Source organism: Pseudoalteromonas caenipelagi (genome assembly GCF_013140855.1).
Lineage (GTDB): Bacteria > Pseudomonadota > Gammaproteobacteria > Enterobacterales > Alteromonadaceae > Pseudoalteromonas > Pseudoalteromonas caenipelagi.
On the sequence record NZ_JABBPG010000002.1, the window covers coordinates 337,605 to 361,824 of the forward strand.

The following is a 24,220-nucleotide window of genomic DNA, read 5'->3' on the forward strand; positions in this document are numbered from 1 at the left end:
AAACATAAAAAGAGGCACAATGGCCTCTTTTAAAATTATAGTAATCCTACTTTAATGGGCGAGTGCTTTTGCAAATAATCTTTCAGAGCTTGTGCATCCGTTGCATTTGTTGGTTCAAATCCTACTAAGCTTGTCAGATTGGGGTAGCCATCTCCACCGGCTGCATTGTAACTATTAATACTCATTCGATAGCTCGCATTTTTATCTAATGGCTTATTGTTTATCGTCACATTGCTAATCTTGCCGTCGATGAAATCAAACGAAAGGCCATAATATTGCATGTAAGCACCTGAATCTGGTGGGAAGCGTGCAACGGTGTTTAAATAGTCGTATAGGTCAGAGCCTTTCCAATTCATTGCAGTTATACGATTTTTAAAAGGGTGTACCTTCAATATATCTTTATAGCTTACGTCACCGGCTTCAATACTGTGGCGAATGCCACCACCACTGATCAAACCAAAATCAGCGTTAACAGCTTCCATTTGTGCTTTTATAATCAAAGTACCTAATTTGCTCTGTTTAAAGCGTACCGTTGAGCGCTTTCCATCAAGGTAGCTGTCTACATAGCCAACACTACCTTTTAGCTTTTGCTCGCCATATGTCTGATAGGGTGCTAAGAAATCAACGAGTTTCTGGTCTGGCTGAATATACTCATTTACGTATTCACCATTTTGGTCTTTTAAATTAACTGGAATGAGTTCATAGCTTAACAAAGATTTTTTACCGTTCTCTATTTTAAACTCTGCCTTACCAACATACTTCCCCCATTCATGTGCTTGCATGATCCATACACCATTTTGTTGATCTGGTTTACATGCTTTGCCTGGCGAAAATTGTGTATCTTCATTTCCTTGCTCGTCAACGCACACTGGTTCTTGCGAGTGACCACCGATGATCATGTCAATGGTATTGGGGGCGATAGTTCTTGCAAGTGTAACATCGCCAGGCGCGTTGATACCGAAGTTGGCATCATGATAATGGCCCATATGTGTTACAGCTATTACAACATCAACAGCGTAAGTCGCTTTGATAGACTCAACAACTGAGGGTAAGATTTTTGTGGGTTCTGCAAAGACAAGGTCTCCCAAATACTCTGGATTTGCAATTTTAGCTGTATCTGTCGTTGTTAAACCGATCACCGCAATTGAAAGACCTTGTTTGTTGATTATCGTGTAGGGTTGATACGCATGGCTGTTGTCTTTCTCATGGAAGATATTAGCTGATAGCAGTGGGAAATTTGCCCAAGCTTGCTGTTTATCTAGAACAGCTAATGGGTTGTCAAACTCATGATTACCAATTGCCATTGCATCATAGCCAAGTAAACTCATACCTTTAAAATCTGGCTCCGCAAACTGCAAGTCAGATTCTGGAATACCGGTGTTGATGTCGCCACCCGATAGCAGTAATACCACATGTCCTTGCTGTTGAGCTTCTGAGCGGAGTCTGTCGATTAAAGTTTTACGTGCTGCCATCCCATATTCGCCTTTTTCGTTGTGCCAAAAGCGACCATGGTTGTCATTGGTGTGTAACACGGTTAGATAATGGGGTGAATTAGAAGGTGTAAGCTGACAAGATGAAAGCAGGGTACAAAAAAGTACCGTAAAAATAATGCGCATATAGACCATACATAGGTAAAACTAACTATGCGCCTATTTTAAACTAAAAACTCTAAAGAGAAATAGGTAAAATTATGAATTTTTAGTGTTGTTACATGCCGAAAGCACCGCATCTTCACGGCGAAGGAGTTCTTTTTTGGCAAATTGCGACTTATCGTGGTTTATTTCGACCATCCAATTTAAAAAACTAGCAGGCAATTTAGTATACGGTTCCCCTGCATGTAGTCCAAAATCACATATTGGCATTTCGTTATTCATTGTTTGTGTCCCCTATGTTTATTGGCGATACATGCTAGCAAAATGTACGGTTAATGAAAGATTAAAATGTTACATAACTAACCTTTTTAATGTCATTTGGTTATATAAATGTAACCAGTAGCGTAATCCACTGAGCAAAAAGCAGGCCACAACCGACTAAAAATAGTCTAAAACGTGTCATTACATGATTACCAGTGATATGCGCAAAGCTATGAAGGATCCGTGAAAAAGCAAACAAAATGGCACACACAGCAAATATCCATCCAGTATTATTTAGCTGTAAGGCGAGTAAACTGACAACAAAGAATAGTACTGGAATTTCAAATTGATTTTCGAAGTTCCTGCTTGCTAACAATACAGGCTCTGGTGCATGGCTAAGTTGCATTGTTTTAAAGTCATCTTTTTTAAGTTGGCCGTGGCGAGCGGCAGCAAAACGTCTTCTACCCATAATGATCATTACCGCAAAAGTTAGCATAGTTTGAACGAACATAGCGATAATAACGAGTAGGTTGGGGGTGATATGCATAGTATATTGTCCTAGGTTTACAGAGTGTTACAATCAAAATATGATAAAGGTTGCAAATTTTACTTATAGTAAAGATGATTGTACCTAATAAGCAAATTTCAATTGGAATAATAATGAAAAAGCTATTAATAATAAGTGTATTAAGTTTGCTGTTTGGAACAGCATGTACCAGTGCTGATAGAAATGCTAATCTCGGTGCAATTTCACTTGTAAGCGAAAAACTTGTTGCCAGCCCAAATGATAATCGAAACTATCTTACAATGACGTTAGATAACGGTATTGAGGTTATTTTAGTTTCTGATCCAAGTGTTGAAAAGTCAGCTGCGGCGTTGAGTGTTGGTGTAGGTTTTTTGCAAGACCCAATTACACAGCAAGGCTTAGCGCATTATCTTGAACATATGCTGTTTTTAGGGACTGAGCGCTTTCCAGATACCAATGGTTATTCGGATTTCATGAGTGAAAATGGTGGTATGCACAATGCTTACACTTGGACAAACATCACAAACTATATGTTTAAAGTGAATAATGATGCGTATGACGAGGCGTTAGAACGTTTTTCTGATTTCTTCAAAGGCCCTATGTTATATCCCCAATATGCAGATAAAGAAAAAAATGCTGTAAACGCAGAGTGGTCGATGAGAAAAGAGTCCGACTATTCTGGCCAATTTAGACTAGCGAGAAAAATGCTAGGTGGACATCCTGCCAACCGCTTTATGATTGGTAATACTCAAACACTAAGTGATAAACCTAATAGTAATTTGCATAAGGAAACAGTTGCATTTTATAAAAAGTATTACAGCGCTAACATAATGAAAGTAGCAATGATTTCAAACGAATCAATTGCGCAGATGGCAAATAAGGCAAAGAAGCATTTTGCGACAATAGAAAACAAAAATATTGAGAAGCCTAAAATAAAAGCAAAAATAGATTTTTCAAAACTCGCCAAAAAACGGGTCCACTACAAATCAAATGAAGATGTTAAACAGTTAAAGCTTGATTTTACAATAGAGAATAATCAACACCAATTTGCTTTAAAACCAAATTACTTTATTACCTATTTGCTAAGCAACGAAATGCAAGGTAGCCCAGCACAAGTATTGAAAGAACAAGGGTTAATTTCGCAGCTTACAGCACACGCTTCGCCAAACATATATGGAAATTATGGGAGTCTACTAGTCGATATAGACTTAACTGATAAGGGGTTAAAAAACAGAGAGCTTATTGTTGCAACGGTTATGCAATATATCGATTTAATAAAACGAGAAGGGATTGATAGCAAATACTTCGATGAAATTCGTACATCCTTAAATAATCAATTTTTGTTTTTAGAAAAAGGGGATGAATTTGGATACGTCAGTAACTTAGCAGCGCGCATGCAAGACTATCCAATAAAAAATGTCATTAATGCGCCATATTACTACTCAAAATTTGATAAAAGCGCAATTGAAAAAGTGCTCACACAGCTTAGTAGTGAGCATTTACGTGTTTGGTATATTGGCAAAGATGAACCGGCAGATAGCGAGCTACAGTTCTACGATGGTGAATACAAAATAACAGGTATACCTGCAGAAGAAATTGTCAGTTGGCAATCACCTAGTCAATTTGCGTTGCAATTACCAAGCGTAAACAAGTTATTACCCGAAAGCTTTGCTATCAAGACTAACCCGGAGCAGGCGCAAAAAGGTGTACAAAAAGTATATGACGAATCAGGGCTCTCTATTTGGCATGCGCCTAGTGAGCGTTTCACACATCAACCTAAAGGTAGTTTAGACATCTATATAAATGCCCCAGATGTCATTTCAGATATAAACACAAAAGTTGCGTACTCACTTTGGACCGATCTGTTTGCTATTGCGCAAAGTAAACTGCAAACAGAAGCGGTTATCGGTGGGATGAGCCTAAATTTGTTGCAAAATGTGGGTTTAGTGCTCAACGTTTCAGGCTTCACAGACAAACAACCTTTGTTGCTTGCACAAGCGCTGAATGGTTTAAGAGTTGAAGTTAGCGAGGTCGAGTTTCAGCAAGCTGTTGATAGATATCGCCGTGCTGTTATCAACCAAGGGCAACAATTACCAATGCATCAAGTATTTGGCAAATATAGTAAGTTAGTTAAATCAGGTAACTATGATCCGAATTCCTTAATTGATTCAGCACAAAAGATGTCGTTGAAAGAGTTTTATGCAATTCAAGAACAGTTGTTAACTCATAATCAGATCAGAGTATTTGCTTTTGGCAACTACAATCAAGGCGACTTACTCGGTATCGCAACTGCTGTTAGGCAAGCTTTACCAAAAAGGAAAAAGCTAACCGAGTACGCAAAAGTACAATATTGGCTTCCAAAAGAAGGTGAGACTTATGTATTGCAAGAAGACACCGAATTAGCTGATGCTGCTGTGATAGATGTAGCTGTACATCCTATACCAGGGTTTGCACAAAAAGCTGCAGCGAGTGTGCTGGCCAGACATTTAAGGAATCATATATTTGAAACGTTACGCACAGAAGAACAGCTAGCGTATATGGTCGGCGCTACCACAGCGACCATCGGTGATTATTCTGGAATTGGAATTTATATTCAAACGCCAGTAAAGGATGTTCAGGCTATACAAGCGCGTTTTGATGACTATAAGCAACAGTACGCAAAGGTGCTAGACGAATTATCGAATGAATCATTTTTACAATTGAAAAATGCTGTCATGGTATCGTTAAAAGAAACGCCAAAAAATCTGGGTGACGAAATAACCCCCCTAATTAACGATTGGTATAAGGAAAACTTTAATTTTGACTCTAAAGAGCTGCTGATAGCTGGGCTTGAGACGCTTACTTTAGCGGATGTACAAAACTATTACCGCCAAACGATGCTCAATGCTAAGGCGGCTAGGTTGAACGTACAAATGCGCGGTCAAAAGTTTAAAGACAAACCCTTTGCTCAGCTACCAAATCAAATGAGGCTTTCGTCAGTTAAGGACTTTTATCAACGTATTACATTCCAAAAATAAATAAAAGACCAGCATGTACTCGTTATGTGCATGCTGGGTCTAATAAAATAAGGCTGATAGATGAGCATACTGACAACTCCAAGGTTATATATTCGCAAGGCAACGCTAAATGACAGCGACTTTATTTTTACTTTACTCAATCAACGTAGTTTTATAGACAATATAGCGGATAAGCAGATCCGTTCAATGGAAGATGCGTGTAATTATATTAAAGGGGCGTTTTTTGACGCTTATGAATTAGGTGAAAAAGCGCCCTACATTGTAACGCTTAAAGATGGCACTGCGATCGGGATAGCAGGTTTCTATCAGCGACCAATTTTCAATGTGCCTGATATTGGTTACGCGTTTCTTGATGAGTTTACGGGGCAAGGTTACGCACGAGAAGCTATTTCATCGTTACTCAACTTTGCCAAAGATAAGCTTGAGCTCAGTTCAATTTTGGCCATTACATCACCAGATAATCAACCAAGTATTAAACTTCTCAATGCTGTTGGGTTAATGTATCAGTCCAAAGTAGTGTTGGATCCGTCTCTTAAAGAATCGAATCTTTATCGTTTGGACTTTTAGTATATTGATTGAGTTCTAACACAATTTGCTGCGCTAAATTTAGCCAGGACATTTGCAGCGCTTCAACTAACGCAGTAAAGCCATTATCATTTAGCTCAGTAGAGAGGCTGAATGGCTTGTAAGTAAGTAACTCTCTACCTTGCTCTGTTTGTTGATAGATAAACCAGTGACCACTAATAAGTGCACCACTTTGATAATGGCCTGCTAGATCACTCACCTCAACACTGACCACTAAAGGAGTTAGTATTGGTGCTGGGGCATTGGCGTTCATAACGTGCCACTGTGGTAAGTCGTTCTGTAGTGTGGTTAACAGCGTTTTACTAAGCATATAGCGGGGGTGTTCAGCCCAAAAGTGGCTTTGCGCTACAGAGACTCTATTTTGTTCCAGTAGTTGCACTATGCCTTGTTGATCACCCACGCCTACAACTTTCACTTGGTCAAGCATAAGAACCAAGTTACTGTCTTTAGCTTGGCTACTGTGTTTTTGCGCAAGTGGAATAGAAAACGTGTAGTAATTGTTCTCATTGTGGCTTGCTGTGCTGCAAGCTACAAGAAGCAAAGCGATTAAACAACCCCCAATAATACGCATTTATTTTTTCCTAGGCTCTGGATCAGCAATATTGCTTTTATTAAAAATAAGCATATTTGGTTGTTCGTTCAAACTTTTAGCAAAAGGCTTTAACGTATTCGACAAACTTTCGAGTTCTTCTAGGGTGTCGGTCAATTGTTCCACCATAGAAGAGTCCTGCTGGTAATGTGTTAGGGTTTTTTCAAATTGTTTTAAGCTAGAGGTAAGCTGTGTCAGCGTTGTGCTGATATCATCTAAGTTTTCGTTCACTTTATTTGCCGTACCGCTTTGGTTAAAAGAGCTAACTAATTGATTCATTTCCATTGCCATTTGCCTATATTGTTCCAACGTTCCGTCAAGTTGTATCAATGTATTATTTAGTGGCAGGCTGTTAATTTTGTTTAACAATTTAGTAACCTGCTCAGACAGTGCTGTAAAGCCGCTTGAGACACTAGGTAGTGTCGGGTATAGCAAGGCTGTTGTCACACTGGCCTGTGGTGCTTCAGGGTAGAAGTCTAACTCTATATAAACCGCACCTGTTAACATATTGCCACTTTTTAGCGATGCTCTCAATCCATTTCTAATCCATTTTTCTATATTTTTTTGCCAATATTCTCTGGCAAGCTGACTATTTTCAAAGATCCGACCGTATTCGATACGGATAAGAACCGGTATAGAAGTACTACCTTGTTGAAAATAAAGAGGTTGGCCATCATGCTGCAACTGAGCTGGTGCTTGCTCAACAGTACCAATACGCATACCCCTGTATTCTACTGGTGCACCAGTGCTAAGCCCTCTAACAGATTGTTCAAATTCGATAAGGAAAAAATCAAAATCATCAAAACGTTGTTCAAGCGCGACTGAAAAGTTTTCATGAAGTGTAAAGCCTGTATTTTGAATTGCTTCTGCATTTGGCTCTTGATTAGGAGGGTAGTCTGCGGAAATCCCTCCTTTGATCAACTTAGAAAGACTACCTGTTGAAACTTGGATACCTTCGGTTGATAAGTTAACAGACACACCTGAGGACACCCAAAAGATCATGTTATTGGAAATCAATTCATCGTATGGAGAGAAAACAAAAATACCATATTCCATCGCCAAATTATCGGTATTGAAGTTGGCTGATTCTATTTGACCAACTTTGAAGTTTCTAAAGTAAATGCCAGTCCCAACGTCCAATACCTCAGCATGACGCGATTTGAGTTTGAATCGTTTTCCTTTAATATCTGTGCCGATCAGGGCTGGCTCGTCTTGTAAGGTAAATAAAGAAGATTTAATTTTGCTGCTACCAGGTTCAAGCTCTAGATACACACCAGAAAGTAGCGTATTCATACCTGATATCCCAGACTCATCTATACGAGGCTTTACGACCCAAATTTTTGCATCATCTGTGAGCAAAGAAGCGTACATATTGTCGATTTGTACTTTTGCAATCACGGCGTTTTGGTCGATTTGTAGACGCAGTGATTGGATAGTACCAATTTTAACACTGCGCACTCGTACTTCTGTTTTACCCGCGACTATGCCATCTGCGTTGGTCATTTTTATAAAAATCGTGTGACCTTGGTTGAGTTGATGTTGGTAAAGCATCCACGCAGTTACAAACAAAGCGATGATGGGAACGAACCAAATCACTGAAAATTTAGGCTTGGATTCTATATAAGCATGGTCATTCATTAGTTTTTAATTTGTCCCATAAAATACGTGGATCGAAGCTATGTACGGCCATCATTTGGCACAACACCATTGTGGCGAAAAACACGATGCCAATTTGTGGTTCTACCGTTAATACTGAGCCCAGTTGCACCAAAGATACTAATATAATAACGACAAATACATCGATCATCGACCACTTTCCCATCCATTCAAGCCATCGGTATAACTGACTGGCTCGTTTGGGATTTTTACACATTTGTGCCTCAAAGAGCAGATAAAATAGTGCTCCAGCTTTAAATAGAGGGATGCAAATGCTGGCGACAAAAATAATAATAGCGATTGGGTAAGAGCCGTCTTGCCACATAATAACAATGCCAGAAAATATAGTCGCAAAGGTATTTTGCCCAAGGTTAATGGTATTCATTATGGGCAGCATATTTGCTGGCACCATTAAAACCAGTGAAGTGAGCATCCAAGCAAACGCTCTTGATGTTGTATGGGGCTTTCTAAAAAATGTTTTCGCATAACAACGTGGGCAGTGGCTTTGAGATGTGAGTTGACCGCAGACCCCGCATTGCTTTAATGATTGAGATAGCGCACTTTGACCGCACAACAATGGTTTGGGCTCAAATTGTTTTTGCTGTCGCTGCCACAGAGTACTGGCGTCTATTAATGTGAGTAATTCGACGAAACAAAATACAAACAACACATAAGCCCAAAAACCATATCCCATCGATAGTTCGGCATAAGACATCAGCTTAAAAGTGCTGACTAACACAGCAACAAGAAAAATATCCGCCAAGTTGAGAGGCATAATATAGCTCAACGCTTTTGCTATCCATCGAGCATTGTGAGGGTTTAGTCTACTCCACAAGGTGCTGTTGGTTATCAATACTAAAAAACAAACCACCAATGGCATTATCAAAATGGTAAAGATAAACATTAAAGCAAGGGCTGTACTGTATTTTTCACTTAGCAATATTACTGCGTCCCACAGGCTCATTTGTTGACTCAAACCGCGTTGAGAAAATGATATGAATGGGGGGTATAAACTTGAGAATAAAAATAATAAAGAAGCGATGCTAAAGGCATTCAACCATTGCTGTTGCTCACTTTTGCAATTTAATAGGTGTGCATGACAAACCGGACAGATAGCACGTTGCTGAAGCCCTAATTGCCCAACATTAATTAATTTGTCACAGTGTTTGCATGCAACGATCACAATAGTAGTCTTAAACCCTTAATTTTAATTAAGTGTGCGGGAATAACCTGTTAAGTGCAAATATTTGCTATCTACATTTATAATGACTGAGCAGCCACTTGGATATAAAACTGAGCAACTTTTTTGGTGCTCATAAGGCTAGCAGACCACCAATTTCTGCAGGCTTTAGGTGTTAGTTCATGTTTTTGAGCTACTCTTATTATTAATAAATTTAGCGGGAATTATCGCTGCCGATCAGCAAGGAGAAATCGTGAGGTGGATATTGGCATTGTGCGCATTATGTCTGATGTTATGCTCAAACATCAGCAATGCTGAAGAGGTTAGCACAAAAGTCATCGTCGCAGCTAATGCTCATTTGCCCCCTTATGTTATTCCAACAAATGACAGTGGTATTCAATTAGAAATTCTCAAAGCTGCGTTTAAGCAACAAGGTCTAAGTAATATCGAAGTAAGGTACATGTCCAATTTAAGGGCAGAACAAGAGCTGCTGTTAGGTAAAGTAGACGTTGCTCTTAATTTTCCGGTACACAATCACTCTAAAGTATACAAAAGTAACAGCCTAGTTAAGTATCAAAACGTGGCTGTATCTCTAAGTGCCAATAACTTCTCTATTAGCTCAATATATGATTTGCGAGGCAAAAGTGTCTTAGCATTTCAACATGCTATAGCTTACTTACAGGCACCATATAAGTTAGTTGTTGGGCAGTTGCAGTCATACGAGGAAGTTACAAATCAGGAAGCTCAGATAAATAACCTTATGAAAGGATGGGTTGATGTTATTATTCTTGAGAGGCGTGTATTTTTATATTTGCTAAACAAGTACGCTAAAAACAATGAGCTTCAGCCGTTTAAGGTGCATGCAATCTTTTCAGAGGCTCCACGGCCTAGTTTCTTCAAGGATGAAAAATTGAGAGATACTTTTAACAATGGCTTAGATCAAATTGTTAAAACTGGGCAATATCATACTATTTTGCAGTTTGACGGGATAGAGTATGCAAAGAAGTTAAACAAGACTACGGTGAAGTAAATTAGCACTGTAGTCTTGGATTGTTTAGAGCTAAGCGGTTGCATAACGACTGCTCTTATACTGTAACGATGAGAGGTATATAAAGTAGCAGTTTAGCTGTCGAATACTGCGACAGTCTGGCGACTTAGTGCAAGTAGCTGTCTTTGAGGGCCATAAATGTTGGCATCTTCAACTCCGTAGCCTTTTGCACTGTGATGTGTGATTGCCTCAAACCCAAGCCAAGCGTCTTTCGGTAAGTTAATATCGCTTAGAAACTCGATGTACCAAGACATACTGCTAGCCGGCGACGGTGCACGACACATTTGTAGTAGGGTCGATGGCCAAGCATCTGCTAAGGCTAGTAAATGAAGTGTGTTAAGCTGATGTTCTGGTTCAGCTTTAAATTTCATCCAACCGCCTAAATTTGAACTTTTGGCATTACTAAAAGGCAAGGCGCCTTGTTGAGCATTTAGTGCAACATGCTGAAAAAATGCCGGCATTACCCCTTCTTGATAGGGTAATATATGTGCTTCTTGAACTGGGCCTAATGTGCATTTATCCGCACTGGGCACTTCGATACTAGAGTCTCTATCTTTAGCAAAGCATCCTTGTGCAATAAGGCACACCTTATCCCCTTGCATTAGTGTGCTGAGCATTTGTGTGGCATTTTTACCACTACGCAAAACCTGAGTATTGATTTGAAAAGGTTCGCCAGCCATAAGTGGCCCCACGAAGTTAGTACTTAAAGATAATAAGCGACGATCATCGGTTAATCTATAAAACATGCTTTTAAGCATAAAAGCGGTTGATAAGCCCCCGAATGCAGTGCGACCTTGACACCATTCTTGTGGAAAACTTAGCTGACTATCGTTATTAGCCAATGCTGGATTATTGATGAGCTGATCGAATGTCATGGAATTACCTAAAATGATTTATTATTTTGCTTAGCATAACTGGTCGAACCAGCATGTCAATTGCCGTTTTGTTGTCTTTTTTTGACCAAAAAAGGCACAAACAGAAAAAAATTTCAAAAAACTGCATTTTTTTTTAGTTTTGCGCTTGAATTCAATTTTCTTGCCCCTATTTACAAAGCATCTAACAGAACAACGAATTTTGAAGTCGGAGAAGATTCATGGGTAAAATTATTGGAATCGATTTAGGTACTACTAACTCTTGTGTAGCAGTACTAGATGGTGATAAAGCACGCGTTATCGAAAACGCTGAGGGCGATCGTACAACTCCTTCAATTATTGCATATACGGCAGAAGGTGAAACACTTGTAGGTCAGCCAGCTAAGCGCCAAGCGGTAACCAACCCACAAAACACTTTATTTGCTATTAAGCGTTTGATTGGTCGTCGTTTTGAAGACGAAGAAGTACAACGTGATATTGGCATCATGCCTTTCCAAATTGTTAAAGCTGACAATGGCGATGCATGGGTAGAAGTACGTGGCGAAAAGCGCGCAGCACCACAAATTTCAGCAGAAGTACTGAAGAAAATGAAGAAGACAGCTGAGGACTTCTTAGGTGAAGAAGTAACTGAAGCGGTTATCACAGTACCTGCATACTTTAATGACTCACAGCGTCAAGCGACTAAAGATGCTGGCCGTATTGCGGGTCTTGAAGTTAAACGTATTATCAACGAGCCTACAGCCGCGGCACTAGCTTACGGCATGGACAAAAAACAAGGCGACAACGTTGTTGCAGTATACGACTTAGGTGGTGGTACATTCGATATCTCAATCATCGAAATTGATGAAGTCGAAGGCGAGCACACGTTTGAAGTATTAGCAACTAACGGTGACACTCACCTAGGTGGTGAAGACTTTGACAACCGCGTTATCAACTACTTAGTTGCTGAGTTCAAAAAAGACCAAGGTATTGACCTTAAAACTGACCCGCTAGCGATGCAGCGTGTTAAAGAAGCAGCAGAAAAAGCAAAAATTGAGCTTTCTTCTGCACAGCAAACTGAGGTTAACTTACCTTACGTAACAGCTGATGCGACTGGTCCTAAGCACATGAATGTTAAGTTAACTCGTGCAAAACTAGAGTCACTAGTAGAAGATTTAGTAACTCAGTCAATCGAGCCACTTAAACGCGCTCTAGCTGATGCTGACCTATCAGTAGGTGATGTTAACGACATCATTCTAGTTGGTGGTCAAACTCGTATGCCACTTGTACAGAAGACAGTAGCTGAGTTCTTTGGTAAAGAGCCACGCAAAGACGTTAACCCTGATGAAGCAGTAGCAGTAGGTGCTGCGGTTCAAGGTGGTGTACTAGCTGGTGACGTAAAAGACGTACTACTACTTGACGTATGTCCTCTATCGTTAGGTATTGAGACAATGGGTCAGGTAATGACAGCATTGATTGAGAAGAACACGACTATCCCAACTAAGAAGTCGCAAACATTCTCAACGGCTGAAGATAACCAGTCTGCGGTAACGATTCATGTACTACAAGGTGAGCGTAAGCGTTCAAGTGATAACAAATCTCTAGGTCAATTCAACCTAGAAGGTATTCGCCCAGCGCAGCGTGGTGTACCACAAATCGAAGTTACCTTCGACGTTGATGCGGATGGTATTTTACATGTATCAGCCAAAGACAAAGATACAGGTAAAGAGCAGAAGATCACTATCCAAGCTTCTTCAGGTCTAAGTGATGAAGAAGTAGAAAAAATGGTACGTGATGCTGAAGCAAATGCTGAGGAAGATAAGAAGTTCGAAGAGCTAGTATCTTCACGTAACCAAGCTGATGCGATGGTTCACGGTACTCGCAAGCAAGTTGAAGAAGCAGGCGATGCATTACCAGCTGAAGATAAAGAAGCGATTGAAGCAGCACTAAGCGAGCTTGAAACCGCTATTAAAGGCGACAGCAAAGAAGAGATCGATGCTAAAGTACAAGCTCTAGCAGAGAAATCACAAAAGCTAATGGAAATTGCACAAGCTAAAGCTCAGGCTGGTCAAGCAGGCCCTGATGCTGGCGCTCAGCAAGGCTCTTCAAAGCAAGACGACGATGTTGTTGATGCTGAATTTGAAGAAGTTAAAGACGACAAGTAATTGTTGACTTGCAAGGGCGCGCTGGCGGTTATCGCTTGACGCGCCCTTAGTGTATGTAAATTTTGGCTGACATTTTGTTTAGCCTATTGGTGAGCGCAAGCCCATCATCTAACTAGAGTAATGTGATAACTATGTCAAAACGTGATTATTACGAAGTACTAGGCGTTAGCAAAGATGCCAGCGAACGTGACATAAAAAAAGCGTATAAACGCTTGGCGATGAAGTATCACCCAGACCGTACGGCGGGCGATGCTGAGCTTGAAACTAAGTTCAAAGAAGTAAAAGAAGCTTACGAAGTACTAACTGATAGCCAAAAGCGTCAGATGTATGACCAATACGGCCATGCAGCCTTTGATCAAAATGGCGGTGGCCACGGTGGTTTCGGCGGCGGTCAAGGTGACTTTGGCGATATTTTTGGTGACGTATTCGGTGATATTTTTGGTGGCGGTGGCCGTCGTCAATCTCGCCAACAACGCGGTGCGGATCTGCGTTACAACATGGACCTGACGCTTGAAGATGCGGTACGAGGTAAAGACGTTGAAATTAAAGTACCAACATGGGTAAGTTGTAGCCCATGTGATGGCAGTGGTGCAAAAGCGGGCTCAAAGCCAAAAACGTGTACAACTTGTCACGGTGCTGGCCAGGTTCAAATGCGACAAGGCTTTTTTGCGGTTCAGCAAACTTGTCCAACGTGTCAGGGAACCGGTTCAATTATTTCAGACCCTTGTAACAAGTGTCACGGCCAAGGTCGCGTAGAAAAAACTAAAACACTTAACGTGAAGATCCCAGCTGGCGTAGATACGGGTGACCGTATTCGTTTATCGGGTGAAGGCGAAGCAGGCATGCATGGTGCGCCGGCCGGCGATTTATACGTGCAAGTGGCAGTGCGCGAACACCCAATCTTTACGCGTGATGGTAATAACTTATATTGTGAAGTACCTATCAGTTTCAGTACAGCTGCCTTGGGCGGTGAAATAGAAGTACCGACTCTAGATGGGCGTGCAAACCTCAAAATACCAGCTGAGAGCCAAACAGGCAAAATGTTCCGCATGCGTGGTAAAGGTGTTAAATCAGTACGCAGTGGCGCGGTGGGTGATTTGATTTGTAAGGTGGTTCTTGAAACACCAGTCAACTTGAACGAACGTCAAAAAGAACTATTAAAAGAGTTTGAAGAAAGCATGGGGGGAGATAACAGTAAAAACCGCCCTAAAGCGCAAGGCTTCTTTGATGGCGTGAAAAAGTTCTTTGACGATCTTACTAAATAAGTTTGCTTTTAAGATAAATAAAAAACGGCGCTTTATGTGCCGTTTTTGTTTGCCGTCATTTAATTTAACAGCACTAAATAATCATGTTTACTTTCACATTTACAGGCAATTGTTTGGTTGTTTTGGCCCAATAATAACTGCCCTGTTTTACAGCCGAGTAGCTCGCATTTTGCATCACAGGCAAGGTTGTTAGTCCATACCTCATATTCATTTTGCAAAAAACTCAAAAATGCGATCACCACAATCACCGAGAGCATGAAAAGCAGCGCTTTTTTGTACATATGGCACATCATTTCATTTCTGAGTGATAACTTAGATTTTAGTAGAATGTTGACGTTTGTCTAACTTACGGTATTTTGAAAGTGTTCAAAAAGGAAGATGCTATGACACCGGCAATAAAACTATTAGAAAAACAAAAAGTCAATTTTGAAGTGCTAAAGTTTGCACACGACCCAAGCTCACAAAGCTTTGCTAATGAAGCCGCCGAAAAACTTAATTTAAACGCCGAGCAAGTATTTAAAACTCTACTTGTCGAGGTGGATGGGGTATTGCATGTGGCAATTCTTCCTGCAACCCGTCAGGTAGACCTCAAAGCCTTTGCAAAAGCCTGTAAAGGTAAAAAAGCCATGCTTGCTGACGCTAAAAAAGCACAAAACACCACAGGCTATTTAATTGGGGGGATTAGCCCTTTTGCACAAAAAAAGCGGTTAAATACCATGCTACATAGTGATGCACAGCAGTTTGACAAAATCTATGTTAGCGCTGGTAAACGAGGGTTGGAGGTAGCTGTTGCTCCTAACGACTGCATAGCACTGTGCAGCGCAACGGTTGCACAGTTTTAGCGGCAACTTAATAAACTAAACGCTGGTAAGGAAAAGCAAAACGCAATTGAAGTAATCTCTGGATGAGATGGTTCAATCAGTTCATATGAACGGTCGGGTGTAGGAAAGGCTTAGGGTTTATTTAATGGCTGGTTTGAGTTGTGAGATCAACTGATGGACAAACTCGTTTTTGGACATAAACGTTTTAGATCCGACTGGCGGCTTTCTGCCAAAAGCGGACCTTCACGGCATGAGCCTGACACTCTGTTGGGTGGCGCTTTCGGCCTAATCAACCTACCTTTTGACGTAGGTCGGCATAAGGCGTGCAGCGCCGCCATCCGACAAAAGGTATGAATTTGCTTAGAAACAACCCGATTTACCGCGTTGTTCTTCGCTCATAGCCGAACTCGTCTTAGTGCCAAATTCAGCTATAACTCGCTTCTATCCCAAAGTTTGATAAAGAAACTTGGCTATTGACCAAGCTTTTGTAATGATTAATAGTTTCTGAATATGGCTAAATAATTCGGTAACCTAATTAACATAGGGAGTATAGTGTGGGGGAAAAACAGTTCAAAGGGGCTCCCGGGGAGTCTTTAGTTCAATATCTTGCAAATAAAGACGATATTCTTGCCTCACCACCTCAACAAGATCAATTTGGATGGGATTTACATCTACAGTTTAAATCAAATACAAACTCGGTCTTCTTGGATGAAAATGAGAGTAATTATAATGTGTATGTACAGGTGAAAGAGTTTGACAAAGCGTTTGAAGAATACACAGGCAGAAACATAAAGCTATCGAACATCCAACATATGGTGACATCAAATGCCCCTTGCTTTGTTATCTATGCACAACCGACTAGTGATGAAATTTACCTAGTACATATTGATTCAGAAATTATTAAGGAAGGACTTAAAAAAATCCGAGAAGCTCAAGCAAACCACAAGCGACTTAATGACACGACTATGACTATAAACCCTCATAAATACGGTGCAGTAAAAGTCGGTATATCAGGTAGCTTGAAAAAAACGTTAATTGAGATCATTGGAAATTCACCAAGGCGTTATGTCGAAGAAAAAATTGAATATGTTAAAACCGTCGGGTATACAGCTGGATCAATAGAAATAAAAGGTAAAGTTTCTGAACAAGACTTGCTAGCTGTCGAGCTCGGGATTAAGGATAGTGTTGAAATTGAGCTATTGGAGTATAATCATCTTCGGTTTAACATTCCTATTCCCTATCCAGAAAAACCAGCTAAGGTTGAGTTGCTTAGCAATGGGCATGCATCATCAATCGGATTGTCTGAGGATATAACACCAGACAATGAAAAGCTTCTTCTTTGCGTGAATGATGATTCTTTACCACTTGCATTGAGCGGAAAATTAAGGGTTTCTCCAAATTCTTCAAAATATGGTCTATTTGCCTTTGATAGTGACTACTTCAAGCTCGTTATCTCGAAAAATGAGAGCTCTTTTGTAAGAATTACATTCCATTGGGATAAGTTATTATCTAGCCGCATCTCAATAGACGAACTTAGGCATCAGCTAAATATTGCATTTATACTATTTAGCAAAGATGAAAAGAAATTCGGCTTTGCTTCGTTGGATAATTTGCAATGTGACAGAATCATAAATAAATCAGATGGAGCCGATAGGAGTGATATTCTTGAATTAATGTCGATTCTGGATAGTTTCGAGCAGCTCATGAAAGCACTGGCGATTAGGCTGTCCACTCCCATTTCGGCTGGTCACTTATTCGCAAATAGACAGCGATATGAAACCTTACTGAAGATTCTTTTTGGCAACGAGCAGGGAACGATTAGGCTTAGTAACTTGAAGGGAGTGAATTCCGGTGCATCAATTCTTCTTTTTGTACCACTTCAAATCAGAGTGTTGGAAAATGATTATGTCCTCACATTGAGGATTCAAGGGGATGTAAAGGTGTTTGATGATAAGGGATATTTTTGTCAGGGTTATCTAAAACAATTACTTCCTCCGGTTATGGCTGGCAAGAAATCAGTTCGCTCTTTGCTTAAACGAATTAGAAACTTACTCATACAAGATAAACAAAGCCAGCATCACATAGTTATCAATACAACCATGGAAAAGGAGCTTGCTGCATTAGTTGAGAGTTTTTATGTTCGTAAAGAGTAGAGCATACTGCGAGCACGAGTTTATCCGACTGTCTGCTTCTCGCTCAAAACAATCCTTTAGTATATTAAAGTTAACTCGTTTTGGGGCATAAACGAGCTACTACCAGAGTCTGCTATTGCACTTAAGAGAGGATTGCCCGCTGTTGCTTTCGGTATAAACGAAGTGCTATCCAACTTTGACCGTTTGATATGCTTTTTTAAATTGGATGTGTAACTGCATCGCTTGCAATCGAATATATAAACAACTTATTCGAAGGATTGATTCTCACCCTTCATTCAAATAACCTACCGAACTACAGCCAAATCTAGTGGCGCATTTATCGCAGACGCGTGGCGCATTCTGAACAGACAGTTGGCACATTTTGCGTGGAACTGTGGCGCATTGTGTGTGGATTCTCCATTATTTAGCTTAATAACTCGAAACGCCAAATGGTCAATTTTACCATTCTTATGGTCAGTACTTTTCGGTTGAGGTGGTCAATTCATTTCAGTGAGGCGTGCATTTGAGTGCGGTGCCACTAATTGGCGACACCAAAGATAACGTGACGATAGTCACGCTAACTACCGTTTTTTTACCTATCTCCCGAGTGCTTTATCTGATCAGACGTGTAGTCCGACTAGTTTCTTTGGTTTCTTTGTCACCAGCAATGTAACCTGTGTGTTGATAATATATGAATAGTGGCAGCTGGTCTGCTGCCTGTCGCTATGGTTATCGGCGCCACTTGTATAGGTCTGGCGAGATACACTATGAGCCGTAAATGGCATTTACAGGATTAACAAAAACAGCAAAGGAAACTGGTATGAACAAGCGAACTCCCTCCCTCTCTGAGCCTCAAAAACAGTATGGGCAATTACAGGATATGGGATCCGTGGCAATGGCATTTACCGCCCGAGCACAGCGCCACCCCAACAAAATCGCGCTGATTGATGGCACACAGCAAATCAGCTATCAGTCATTATTACGCCGTGCAGAGGCAATAGCTGCAAAACTGGCAAAGAGCGGCATTCAGCCTGGTGAATTAGTAGGCGTGTGTATGGAACGCAGCTGGGAGCTGGTGGCAACCTTGCTGGGGGTGCTCCGAGCGGGTTGCGCTTATGTGCCGCTAGACCCTGCCTATCCGCATGCCCGAATTGACTATATGTTGGCGCACAGCAAAGCTGCCGCGGTTATTGTTGATGGCAGCGCATCGGCCAAGTTATGTCAAAGAGTGAGCACACATATTTTGCTGGCTAACTTGAACGATGAGGCGCAGCACCTTGCAGACTTTGAATGTGATCCGCAAGCATTGGCCTATGTGATTTACACCTCAGGGTCGAGCGGCGAGCCAAAAGGTGTAGCAATAACACACTCTAATGTGCTTGCGATGTGCACTGCCATGGGCACGCTGCTTTCAGAAGAAGAGCTGAGCGGGGTTCTGGCTGCCACGTCGGTGTGTTTTGACCCATCGGTGATGGAGATCATAGGTACTTTATTGCTCGGTGGTACGGTGATCCTGACAAAAAACATTTTGACATTACCTAGTCTGCCGCATCTAGCACGTGTTCGCACTTGCATTGCTGTGCCATCGGCCATGCGAGCACTGCTCAGTGGGTTTATCTTACCAAATACGCTGCGCTGCCTAGTTTTCGGTGGCGAGGTACTCACTCCCACATTACTAAAACAAGTGTATTTGCAGCAGCCAGATCTGCGCGTTATTAATGTCTATGGCCCGACCGAAGACACGGTATTTTCGACGGCAGTGGAGGTCGGGTGTGATATGGAAGAAATCACCATAGGTCGACCCGTTGCTAACACCCGCGCTTACTTGCTTGATGACGCCTTACATCCGGTATCAGGGTGCGAAGCGGGGGAGTTATATCTTGCGGGAGACAAGCTGGCTGCGGGTTATTTGTTTGATACACCACGTACAGATGAGCGCTTTGTGACGCCTATACCTGGCAGTGGCATTGCGGAGTTGCGTTTATATAAAACCGGCGACCTTTGTCAGTGGAGTGACAATGGTGAATTGTGTTTTATCTCCCGTGTTGATCAACAGGTCAAAATCCGTGGCTTTCGTATTGAACTGGAAGAAATTGAAGCTGTGCTGAGTAAAATACCGGGTATTGCTGCGGCAGCCGTGAACGTGTTGCAGGGCGCTTACGCGCAGGCCAGATTACAAGCCTGCATTGTCTGTCAGCAAGAAGAAACCTTGAGCCCCGATGTGATTTTATCCTTTGTGGCCCGCTATCTGCCAGATCATATGGTCCCTCACAGTGTCTGTTTTCTTGAGTCATTGCCTTATCTACCTAACGGCAAGCTGGATCGTAACAGTCTTCCCAGTGCATCGGCACAACCACAACGACAGCGACACGGAGCTAGCAAGGGAACTGACTCTGAGCAGGCACTTGTTGAACTTATCTGTTATGAATTGAGCGCCTTGTTGGGCCACACAACAGAGGACGTGAATTTGCAAACCTTTGAGCAGGCTGGCCTAGATTCATTAACTACGCTGGAGCTGAGTAACCGCCTGAGTAAGGTGCTTGAATTGAACTGCTCCGTGCAGGCCATTTATCAGTTTAATACACCACAACGTCTCGCGGCGCATCTTCAGGAGGGGCGTGGAAATACGTCATCACAAATCTGTGTTGGGCCGTTACGCGATACGTTGAGAGAGCTGCACAAACAGTTGCGCGCCAGTCACCCAACCTTTGCGCTGGCCAAAGCCCCATGCTGGTCAGCCGCTGATAAAAGTAAGCTGGTGCGCTCAGCCACTCAGATGGTAAGCAAGCGTCGAACCAATCCCTACAGCAAAGTGTTGCGTAACGGCAGTGGCACGCGAGGCATGGTGGCAGATGCTTATCACAATGATGCGCGAGAAGCGATTATTTGGACCACCAATTTGTATCTTGGTCTTAACCGGGATCCCGCTGTGGTTGCAGCAGCGCGTGAAGCAATCTCTAAATTTGGAACCGGTATGGGTACATCTGCAGCCGCGTCTGGTTTAACCGATCTGCATCTGGCATTTGAACAACAATTTGCCACTTTGGTGGGGAAGCCCGCCGCCTGCTTGTTCCCCACCGGCTATACCGCCAACATCGGTGCGGTTGCGGGGTTACTGGGTGAAAACGATGTGGTGGTGATCGATCAGTTGTGCCATGCCTCCATAGTTGATGGTGCCCGCTTATGTGGTGCCAAAGTACGCACCTTTAAGCACAACGATGTCGATGATCTCGCTGTTGTGCTTGAGAGCGAAAGTTCCCCCTACCGAACCGTGTTGGTTATCATCGAGGGCGTTTACAGCATGGGTGAAGGCGCGGCTCCTGTGGCAGACATTGTTCGTACCGCTAAGCGCTATCATGCATTGGTCATGGTTGATGAAGCACACTCCTTCGGGTTTTATGGTGAGCGAGGGGCCGGGATCTGCGCTGCACAAGAGGTAAGCAACGAGGTTGATTTTATTATGACCACGCTTAGCAAATCACTCGGCAGCCTAGGCGGGGTTGTCGCCTCAAACGCTGAATATGTTGATTTGCTTAAAGCTTCAGCCAGAGCCTATATTTTTCAAGCTTCTGTGAGTCCTGCAGACATCGCCGCGGCGCTGGCCGCGCTGCAACGTCTTAGTCAGGATGAGTCACTGCGTGAGCGGCTGTGGGACACAGCCCGATATATGCGCTCGCAATTCAGTGCAGCGGGCTTTGAGTTGGGCAGTGGTGATGGGCCGATAGTCACGCCCCATTTTGGTGATAAGGATAAATTGTATGCGATTGTGCAGCGTTTGTATGAAAAAGGTGTTCAGGCCTCAGCCGTGACTTACCCAATCGTTGAAAGTGGCCGTGGCAGATTACGTTTTATTTGTTCGGCTGCCCATACTAAGGAAGATGTAGATACAACGTTACTGGCATTAAAAGAAGCTGTACAGGAAGTTGAAACAGAGTTTGCAAGTTTATCCACCGACAAAGCAAAAGATTTACCCAGTACCTGTGTGTCTTCCGACTGGTGGAAAAGCTTTGCTGCGTATCTTGAAAAGTGGGTAAAGGCACAGTCTGCAAAGGCACCTGAGCTACAGTTGGTGGTGAGCACTTCAAGCGGTAGTCATGCTTTGTGCGTGTCTCACAATGCCGTGGTAACAGGCATACAGGACGAGATAGATTTGCCGATGTGCCATATCCACTGCCGTAGCGCGGAGGCTGTTACTGCTTTAACCATGGGAGATGTGCAGGCGCTGCTGCGTTGCATTTGTGATGGTGAATGCGAGCTGAGAGGTCAAAGCGAGGTCTTTTTTTGGTTGATGAGCCGTTTGCATACATTACCCTCAGGGCTAAAGCCGCTCACTGTGATGCCTGAAGTTGTCGATACCTTGTCATAAAACGACCATTTATTTATACAGTTGAATGCAAGGGCAGCGGTCAATTACTTAAGCATGAACACCCATTCCAATACGCATGCTGGGGTGGTCCTTAGTTCTCAGAATTTGCCGAGAAAAAAGTGGATGTTGTAACCATTTTTGTTACAAAGGGCTTCTATAGTGTATCCTTAGGGTGTTTATGTCCCGTTTTGTAAGCATTTAAACCAAAACGTTTAAAAAATAAGTTGTTATGTATTCACAAAAAAGGAGTGTGAAGTGAACAAGGTTAATACTTTGGCGATAGTAGCGATACTGTTAGGTGTTCTTTCTGGTTGCGATAAGGTTTTTCATGAGCCAACGATAGATACCTCAACGGATGAGCGGATGAAAAAAACAGCTCAAGATGTAAGAAACTCATTACCAGAGGATGAGCGTCTCAAGTTTGATAACGCGCTTAAAATCGTAGCATTTAGTCAAATCGACATGAATGATATTTTTCATAAAGACGCCGCTAGTACAGGAAACTACGAAAACAGGATGAAAGACGTACTTCATGGGAAAAACGCTAAGCAGGTCTTTGCCGAGGCGGAAAACATCAAGTTAGAGAGAGATGAGAGGCAACGTAAGCAGGCAATGGCAGAAATTGCGGAGCTAGAAAAAAAGCGTACGGCTGCTGAAAAAGCAAAAGACGAGCTAAAAAAGTTTCTGGTAGTCCGCTCTAGATTTACTCACGAAGAACAAAAATATGGCCTTAAACAGCCAATAATTGAACTAACAGTCAAAAATGGGACTAGCGCTGCAGTATCACGTGCGTATTTTGAAGGCACTATTGCCAGCCCTGGTCGCAGTGTGCCTTGGCATGTTGATAAATTCAACTACAGCATTTCAGGAGGGCTAGAACCTGGTGAGGAACAAAGCTGGAGTCTAGCACCAGATAAGTTTTCAGATTGGGGACTAATAGAAGCTCCTGCTGATGCCGTCTTTACCGTTACGGTCCAGAGAATTGATGGTGCCGACGGTCATTCACTCTATTCAACAACGGACTTTACGGAAAGAGATGCGAATCGACTTACTGAGTTAAAGTCTAGATATGGTATTTAGTAAATATTTACGCCACCAATAACGAATCTCTCTCTGTTGAGTTACAGATAAGTATTAGTGAAGTGGCTACTGAGACGTGTGCTTTAACTTGCCGATGTGACACAATCATTCTTGATCAGCACACAAAAACGCCTAAGCTTATCAGTTTAGGCGTTTGATTAAGCAAATTTATGCAAGTCAAGCCGTGGAAATTAGAGCTTTCCTGTTTTTGAATTTATATTTGCAACAAACTCTCGCATAGGCAGAATCGCAGTTCCTTGTCCTCCGGGTATTCTCTCAATAGAAAACTGAGCATCTTCATACCCTTTGCTTGTGTGGATTCGTAAACGGCAATCTTTTGCTTCCACCATTTGCTCTAGAATAGAGTAAGGCACAACCACGGCGTTTTCACTTTTAGTGTAAATCGTTCTGGTGACATTATTATAATCACTGCCTTCATGGTTCGTTAAACGACCTGTTTTGTAAGAAGTAATTTTACCATCAATATTTATATCTAAGCCTGAAAGGTTTAGATATGCACTGCGACTACTTGATACATCTGAGCTGTAAGACAAAACTAAAGCTGCATAGTCAGGGGACTTGCTACTCCAACGAGCCCCCAGCTTAATGTTATTACCCCAAGAACCTTCTGCATGTAAAAAAGCCGGTGACATATTGACAATTGTCGCATTGTCGAAAGTAGACACCTCTTCGGTAACTACACCTATTCCTGCCATTTTTGACATAGAGTCGGCCACTGCAGCACAACCATTTAGCAGCAACACTGAAGCTATGGTAATTATTGGTTTTCTTATAGTCTTATACATGGTTCATTCCATTTTTAATTTTGTTACCTCTACCCAAGGGGGCGTACAACTTTCAGGTTGTCTTGCTGAAAGTTGGTGTCATTATAACTCGTTAATGAGTATTTTTTTTATGACAAAAACATTATACTTTCAAATGCTTATATGCTTATATGCTTATATGCTTATATGCTTATATGCGTAAAGAGTTTAGAGGTTGCTTGTGCATATTTAGTGACTGTAGGGCGTAGGTCGAAAATGCGCAGCGCCTGTGTGTCAATTCCTAACAAGGTATGGTTAAAAA

Annotated in this window: 18 protein-coding genes; 9 read left to right on the forward strand and 9 right to left on the reverse strand. The window is 41.9% G+C overall.

The annotated features are described in order from the left end of the window. Positions 1–35 precede the first annotated feature (35 nt). The 3 genes from ushA to HG263_RS06235 form a co-directional block, all read right to left on the reverse strand. Entirely contained in the window at positions 36–1,616 is a 1,581-nt protein-coding gene (ushA, locus tag HG263_RS06225; protein WP_171625212.1) for a bifunctional UDP-sugar hydrolase/5'-nucleotidase UshA, read from the reverse strand. 72 nt (positions 1,617–1,688) lie between these two features. Continuing rightward, positions 1,689–1,874 (reverse strand): hypothetical protein, encoded by a 186-nt coding sequence (locus HG263_RS06230; protein ID WP_171625213.1) that lies wholly within the window; start codon positions 1,872–1,874, stop codon positions 1,689–1,691. A 100-nt stretch (positions 1,875–1,974) separates the two neighbouring features. Beyond that, a complete protein-coding gene (locus HG263_RS06235) occupies positions 1,975–2,400 on the reverse strand; it encodes an MAPEG family protein (RefSeq protein ID WP_171625214.1) in 426 nt (141 codons plus the stop codon). A 113-nt stretch (positions 2,401–2,513) separates the two neighbouring features. Between HG263_RS06235 and HG263_RS06240 the strand changes: the two genes are divergently transcribed. Together HG263_RS06240 and HG263_RS06245 are read left to right on the forward strand one after the other, a co-directional pair. Continuing rightward, the gene (locus HG263_RS06240; protein WP_171625215.1) at positions 2,514–5,396 is read left to right on the forward strand and encodes an insulinase family protein; all 2,883 of its coding nucleotides are present in this window, start codon (positions 2,514–2,516) and stop codon (positions 5,394–5,396) included. 60 nt (positions 5,397–5,456) lie between these two features. After that, positions 5,457–5,963 (forward strand): GNAT family N-acetyltransferase, encoded by a 507-nt coding sequence (locus tag HG263_RS06245; RefSeq protein ID WP_171625216.1) that lies wholly within the window; start codon positions 5,457–5,459, stop codon positions 5,961–5,963. Here HG263_RS06245 and HG263_RS06250 read toward each other — a convergent pair. From HG263_RS06250 to HG263_RS06260, 3 genes are read right to left on the reverse strand one after another with little or no spacing between them, the layout of a single operon-like run. Beyond that, positions 5,929–6,552: a PqiC family protein gene (locus HG263_RS06250; RefSeq protein ID WP_171625217.1), complete on the reverse strand. Its 624-nt coding sequence runs from the start codon at positions 6,550–6,552 to the stop codon at positions 5,929–5,931. The genes HG263_RS06245 and HG263_RS06250 overlap by 35 nt on opposite strands. Further along, positions 6,553–8,208: an intermembrane transport protein PqiB gene (gene pqiB / locus HG263_RS06255; RefSeq protein ID WP_171625218.1), complete on the reverse strand. Its 1,656-nt coding sequence runs from the start codon at positions 8,206–8,208 to the stop codon at positions 6,553–6,555. Further along, positions 8,201–9,409 carry a PqiA/YebS family transporter subunit gene (locus tag HG263_RS06260; RefSeq protein ID WP_171625219.1) on the reverse strand — a complete coding sequence of 403 codons (1,209 nt, stop codon included), beginning with the start codon at positions 9,407–9,409 and terminating at the stop codon, positions 8,201–8,203. Before HG263_RS06260 ends, pqiB begins: the two co-directional genes overlap by 8 nt. 250 nt (positions 9,410–9,659) lie before the next feature. Between HG263_RS06260 and HG263_RS06265 the strand changes: the two genes are divergently transcribed. Continuing rightward, positions 9,660–10,436: a substrate-binding periplasmic protein gene (locus HG263_RS06265; protein WP_343043960.1), complete on the forward strand. Its 777-nt coding sequence runs from the start codon at positions 9,660–9,662 to the stop codon at positions 10,434–10,436. 92 nt (positions 10,437–10,528) lie between these two features. Here HG263_RS06265 and HG263_RS06270 read toward each other — a convergent pair whose 3' ends face one another. Continuing rightward, positions 10,529–11,329 carry a thioesterase family protein gene (locus tag HG263_RS06270; protein ID WP_171625220.1) on the reverse strand — a complete coding sequence of 267 codons (801 nt, stop codon included), beginning with the start codon at positions 11,327–11,329 and terminating at the stop codon, positions 10,529–10,531. Positions 11,330–11,547: 218 nt separating this feature from the next. Here HG263_RS06270 and dnaK point away from each other — a divergent pair, with 218 nt between their 5' ends. Then, entirely contained in the window at positions 11,548–13,470 is a 1,923-nt protein-coding gene (dnaK, locus tag HG263_RS06275) for a molecular chaperone DnaK (protein WP_171625221.1), read from the forward strand. A gap of 131 nt (positions 13,471–13,601) precedes the next feature. Further along, a complete protein-coding gene (gene dnaJ / locus HG263_RS06280) occupies positions 13,602–14,735 on the forward strand; it encodes a molecular chaperone DnaJ (protein ID WP_171625222.1) in 1,134 nt (377 codons plus the stop codon). Positions 14,736–14,794: 59 nt separating this feature from the next. Here the strand turns inward: dnaJ and HG263_RS06285 are convergent, their stop codons facing one another. Further along, complete coding sequence (locus tag HG263_RS06285) at positions 14,795–15,016, reverse strand: hypothetical protein (protein WP_171625223.1); 222 nt, start codon at positions 15,014–15,016, stop codon at positions 14,795–14,797. A 102-nt stretch (positions 15,017–15,118) separates the two neighbouring features. Between HG263_RS06285 and ybaK the strand changes: the two genes are divergently transcribed. From ybaK to HG263_RS06305, 4 genes are all read left to right on the forward strand, one after another. Further along, a complete protein-coding gene (ybaK, locus tag HG263_RS06290; protein ID WP_171625224.1) occupies positions 15,119–15,577 on the forward strand; it encodes a Cys-tRNA(Pro) deacylase in 459 nt (152 codons plus the stop codon). A 533-nt stretch (positions 15,578–16,110) separates the two neighbouring features. Further along, positions 16,111–17,709, forward strand: coding sequence for a DUF4365 domain-containing protein (locus tag HG263_RS06295; RefSeq protein WP_171625225.1), 1,599 nt, complete (start codon positions 16,111–16,113; stop codon positions 17,707–17,709). A 799-nt stretch (positions 17,710–18,508) separates the two neighbouring features. Next, positions 18,509–22,054: an amino acid adenylation domain-containing protein gene (locus tag HG263_RS06300; protein WP_171625226.1), complete on the forward strand. Its 3,546-nt coding sequence runs from the start codon at positions 18,509–18,511 to the stop codon at positions 22,052–22,054. Positions 22,055–22,309: 255 nt separating this feature from the next. Continuing rightward, a complete protein-coding gene (locus tag HG263_RS06305; protein WP_216628374.1) occupies positions 22,310–23,134 on the forward strand; it encodes a DUF6694 family lipoprotein in 825 nt (274 codons plus the stop codon). Between the two features lie 191 nt (positions 23,135–23,325). Here HG263_RS06305 and HG263_RS06310 read toward each other — a convergent pair whose 3' ends face one another. Further along, on the reverse strand, positions 23,326–23,940 hold the full coding sequence (locus HG263_RS06310) for a hypothetical protein (protein ID WP_171625227.1): 615 nt from the start codon (positions 23,938–23,940) through the stop codon (positions 23,326–23,328). Between the last annotated feature and the right edge of the window lie 280 nt (positions 23,941–24,220).

Excerpts from the sequence above, each read along its gene's own strand:
- ushA (WP_171625212.1), bottom strand. The coding sequence starts at position 1,616 with ATGCGCATTATTTTTACGGTACTTTTTTGTACCCTGCTTTCATCTTGT.
- HG263_RS06230 (WP_171625213.1), bottom strand. The coding sequence starts at position 1,874 with ATGAATAACGAAATGCCAATATGTGATTTTGGACTACATGCAGGGGAA.
- HG263_RS06235 (WP_171625214.1), bottom strand. The coding sequence starts at position 2,400 with ATGCATATCACCCCCAACCTACTCGTTATTATCGCTATGTTCGTTCAA.
- HG263_RS06240 (WP_171625215.1), top strand. The coding sequence starts at position 2,514 with ATGAAAAAGCTATTAATAATAAGTGTATTAAGTTTGCTGTTTGGAACA.
- HG263_RS06245 (WP_171625216.1), top strand. The coding sequence starts at position 5,457 with ATGAGCATACTGACAACTCCAAGGTTATATATTCGCAAGGCAACGCTA.
- HG263_RS06250 (WP_171625217.1), bottom strand. The coding sequence starts at position 6,552 with ATGCGTATTATTGGGGGTTGTTTAATCGCTTTGCTTCTTGTAGCTTGC.
- pqiB (WP_171625218.1), bottom strand. The coding sequence starts at position 8,208 with ATGAATGACCATGCTTATATAGAATCCAAGCCTAAATTTTCAGTGATT.
- HG263_RS06270 (WP_171625220.1), bottom strand. The coding sequence starts at position 11,329 with ATGACATTCGATCAGCTCATCAATAATCCAGCATTGGCTAATAACGAT.
- dnaK (WP_171625221.1), top strand. The coding sequence starts at position 11,548 with ATGGGTAAAATTATTGGAATCGATTTAGGTACTACTAACTCTTGTGTA.
- dnaJ (WP_171625222.1), top strand. The coding sequence starts at position 13,602 with ATGTCAAAACGTGATTATTACGAAGTACTAGGCGTTAGCAAAGATGCC.
- HG263_RS06285 (WP_171625223.1), bottom strand. The coding sequence starts at position 15,016 with ATGTACAAAAAAGCGCTGCTTTTCATGCTCTCGGTGATTGTGGTGATC.
- ybaK (WP_171625224.1), top strand. The coding sequence starts at position 15,119 with ATGACACCGGCAATAAAACTATTAGAAAAACAAAAAGTCAATTTTGAA.
- HG263_RS06300 (WP_171625226.1), top strand. The coding sequence starts at position 18,509 with ATGAACAAGCGAACTCCCTCCCTCTCTGAGCCTCAAAAACAGTATGGG.
- HG263_RS06310 (WP_171625227.1), bottom strand. The coding sequence starts at position 23,940 with ATGTATAAGACTATAAGAAAACCAATAATTACCATAGCTTCAGTGTTG.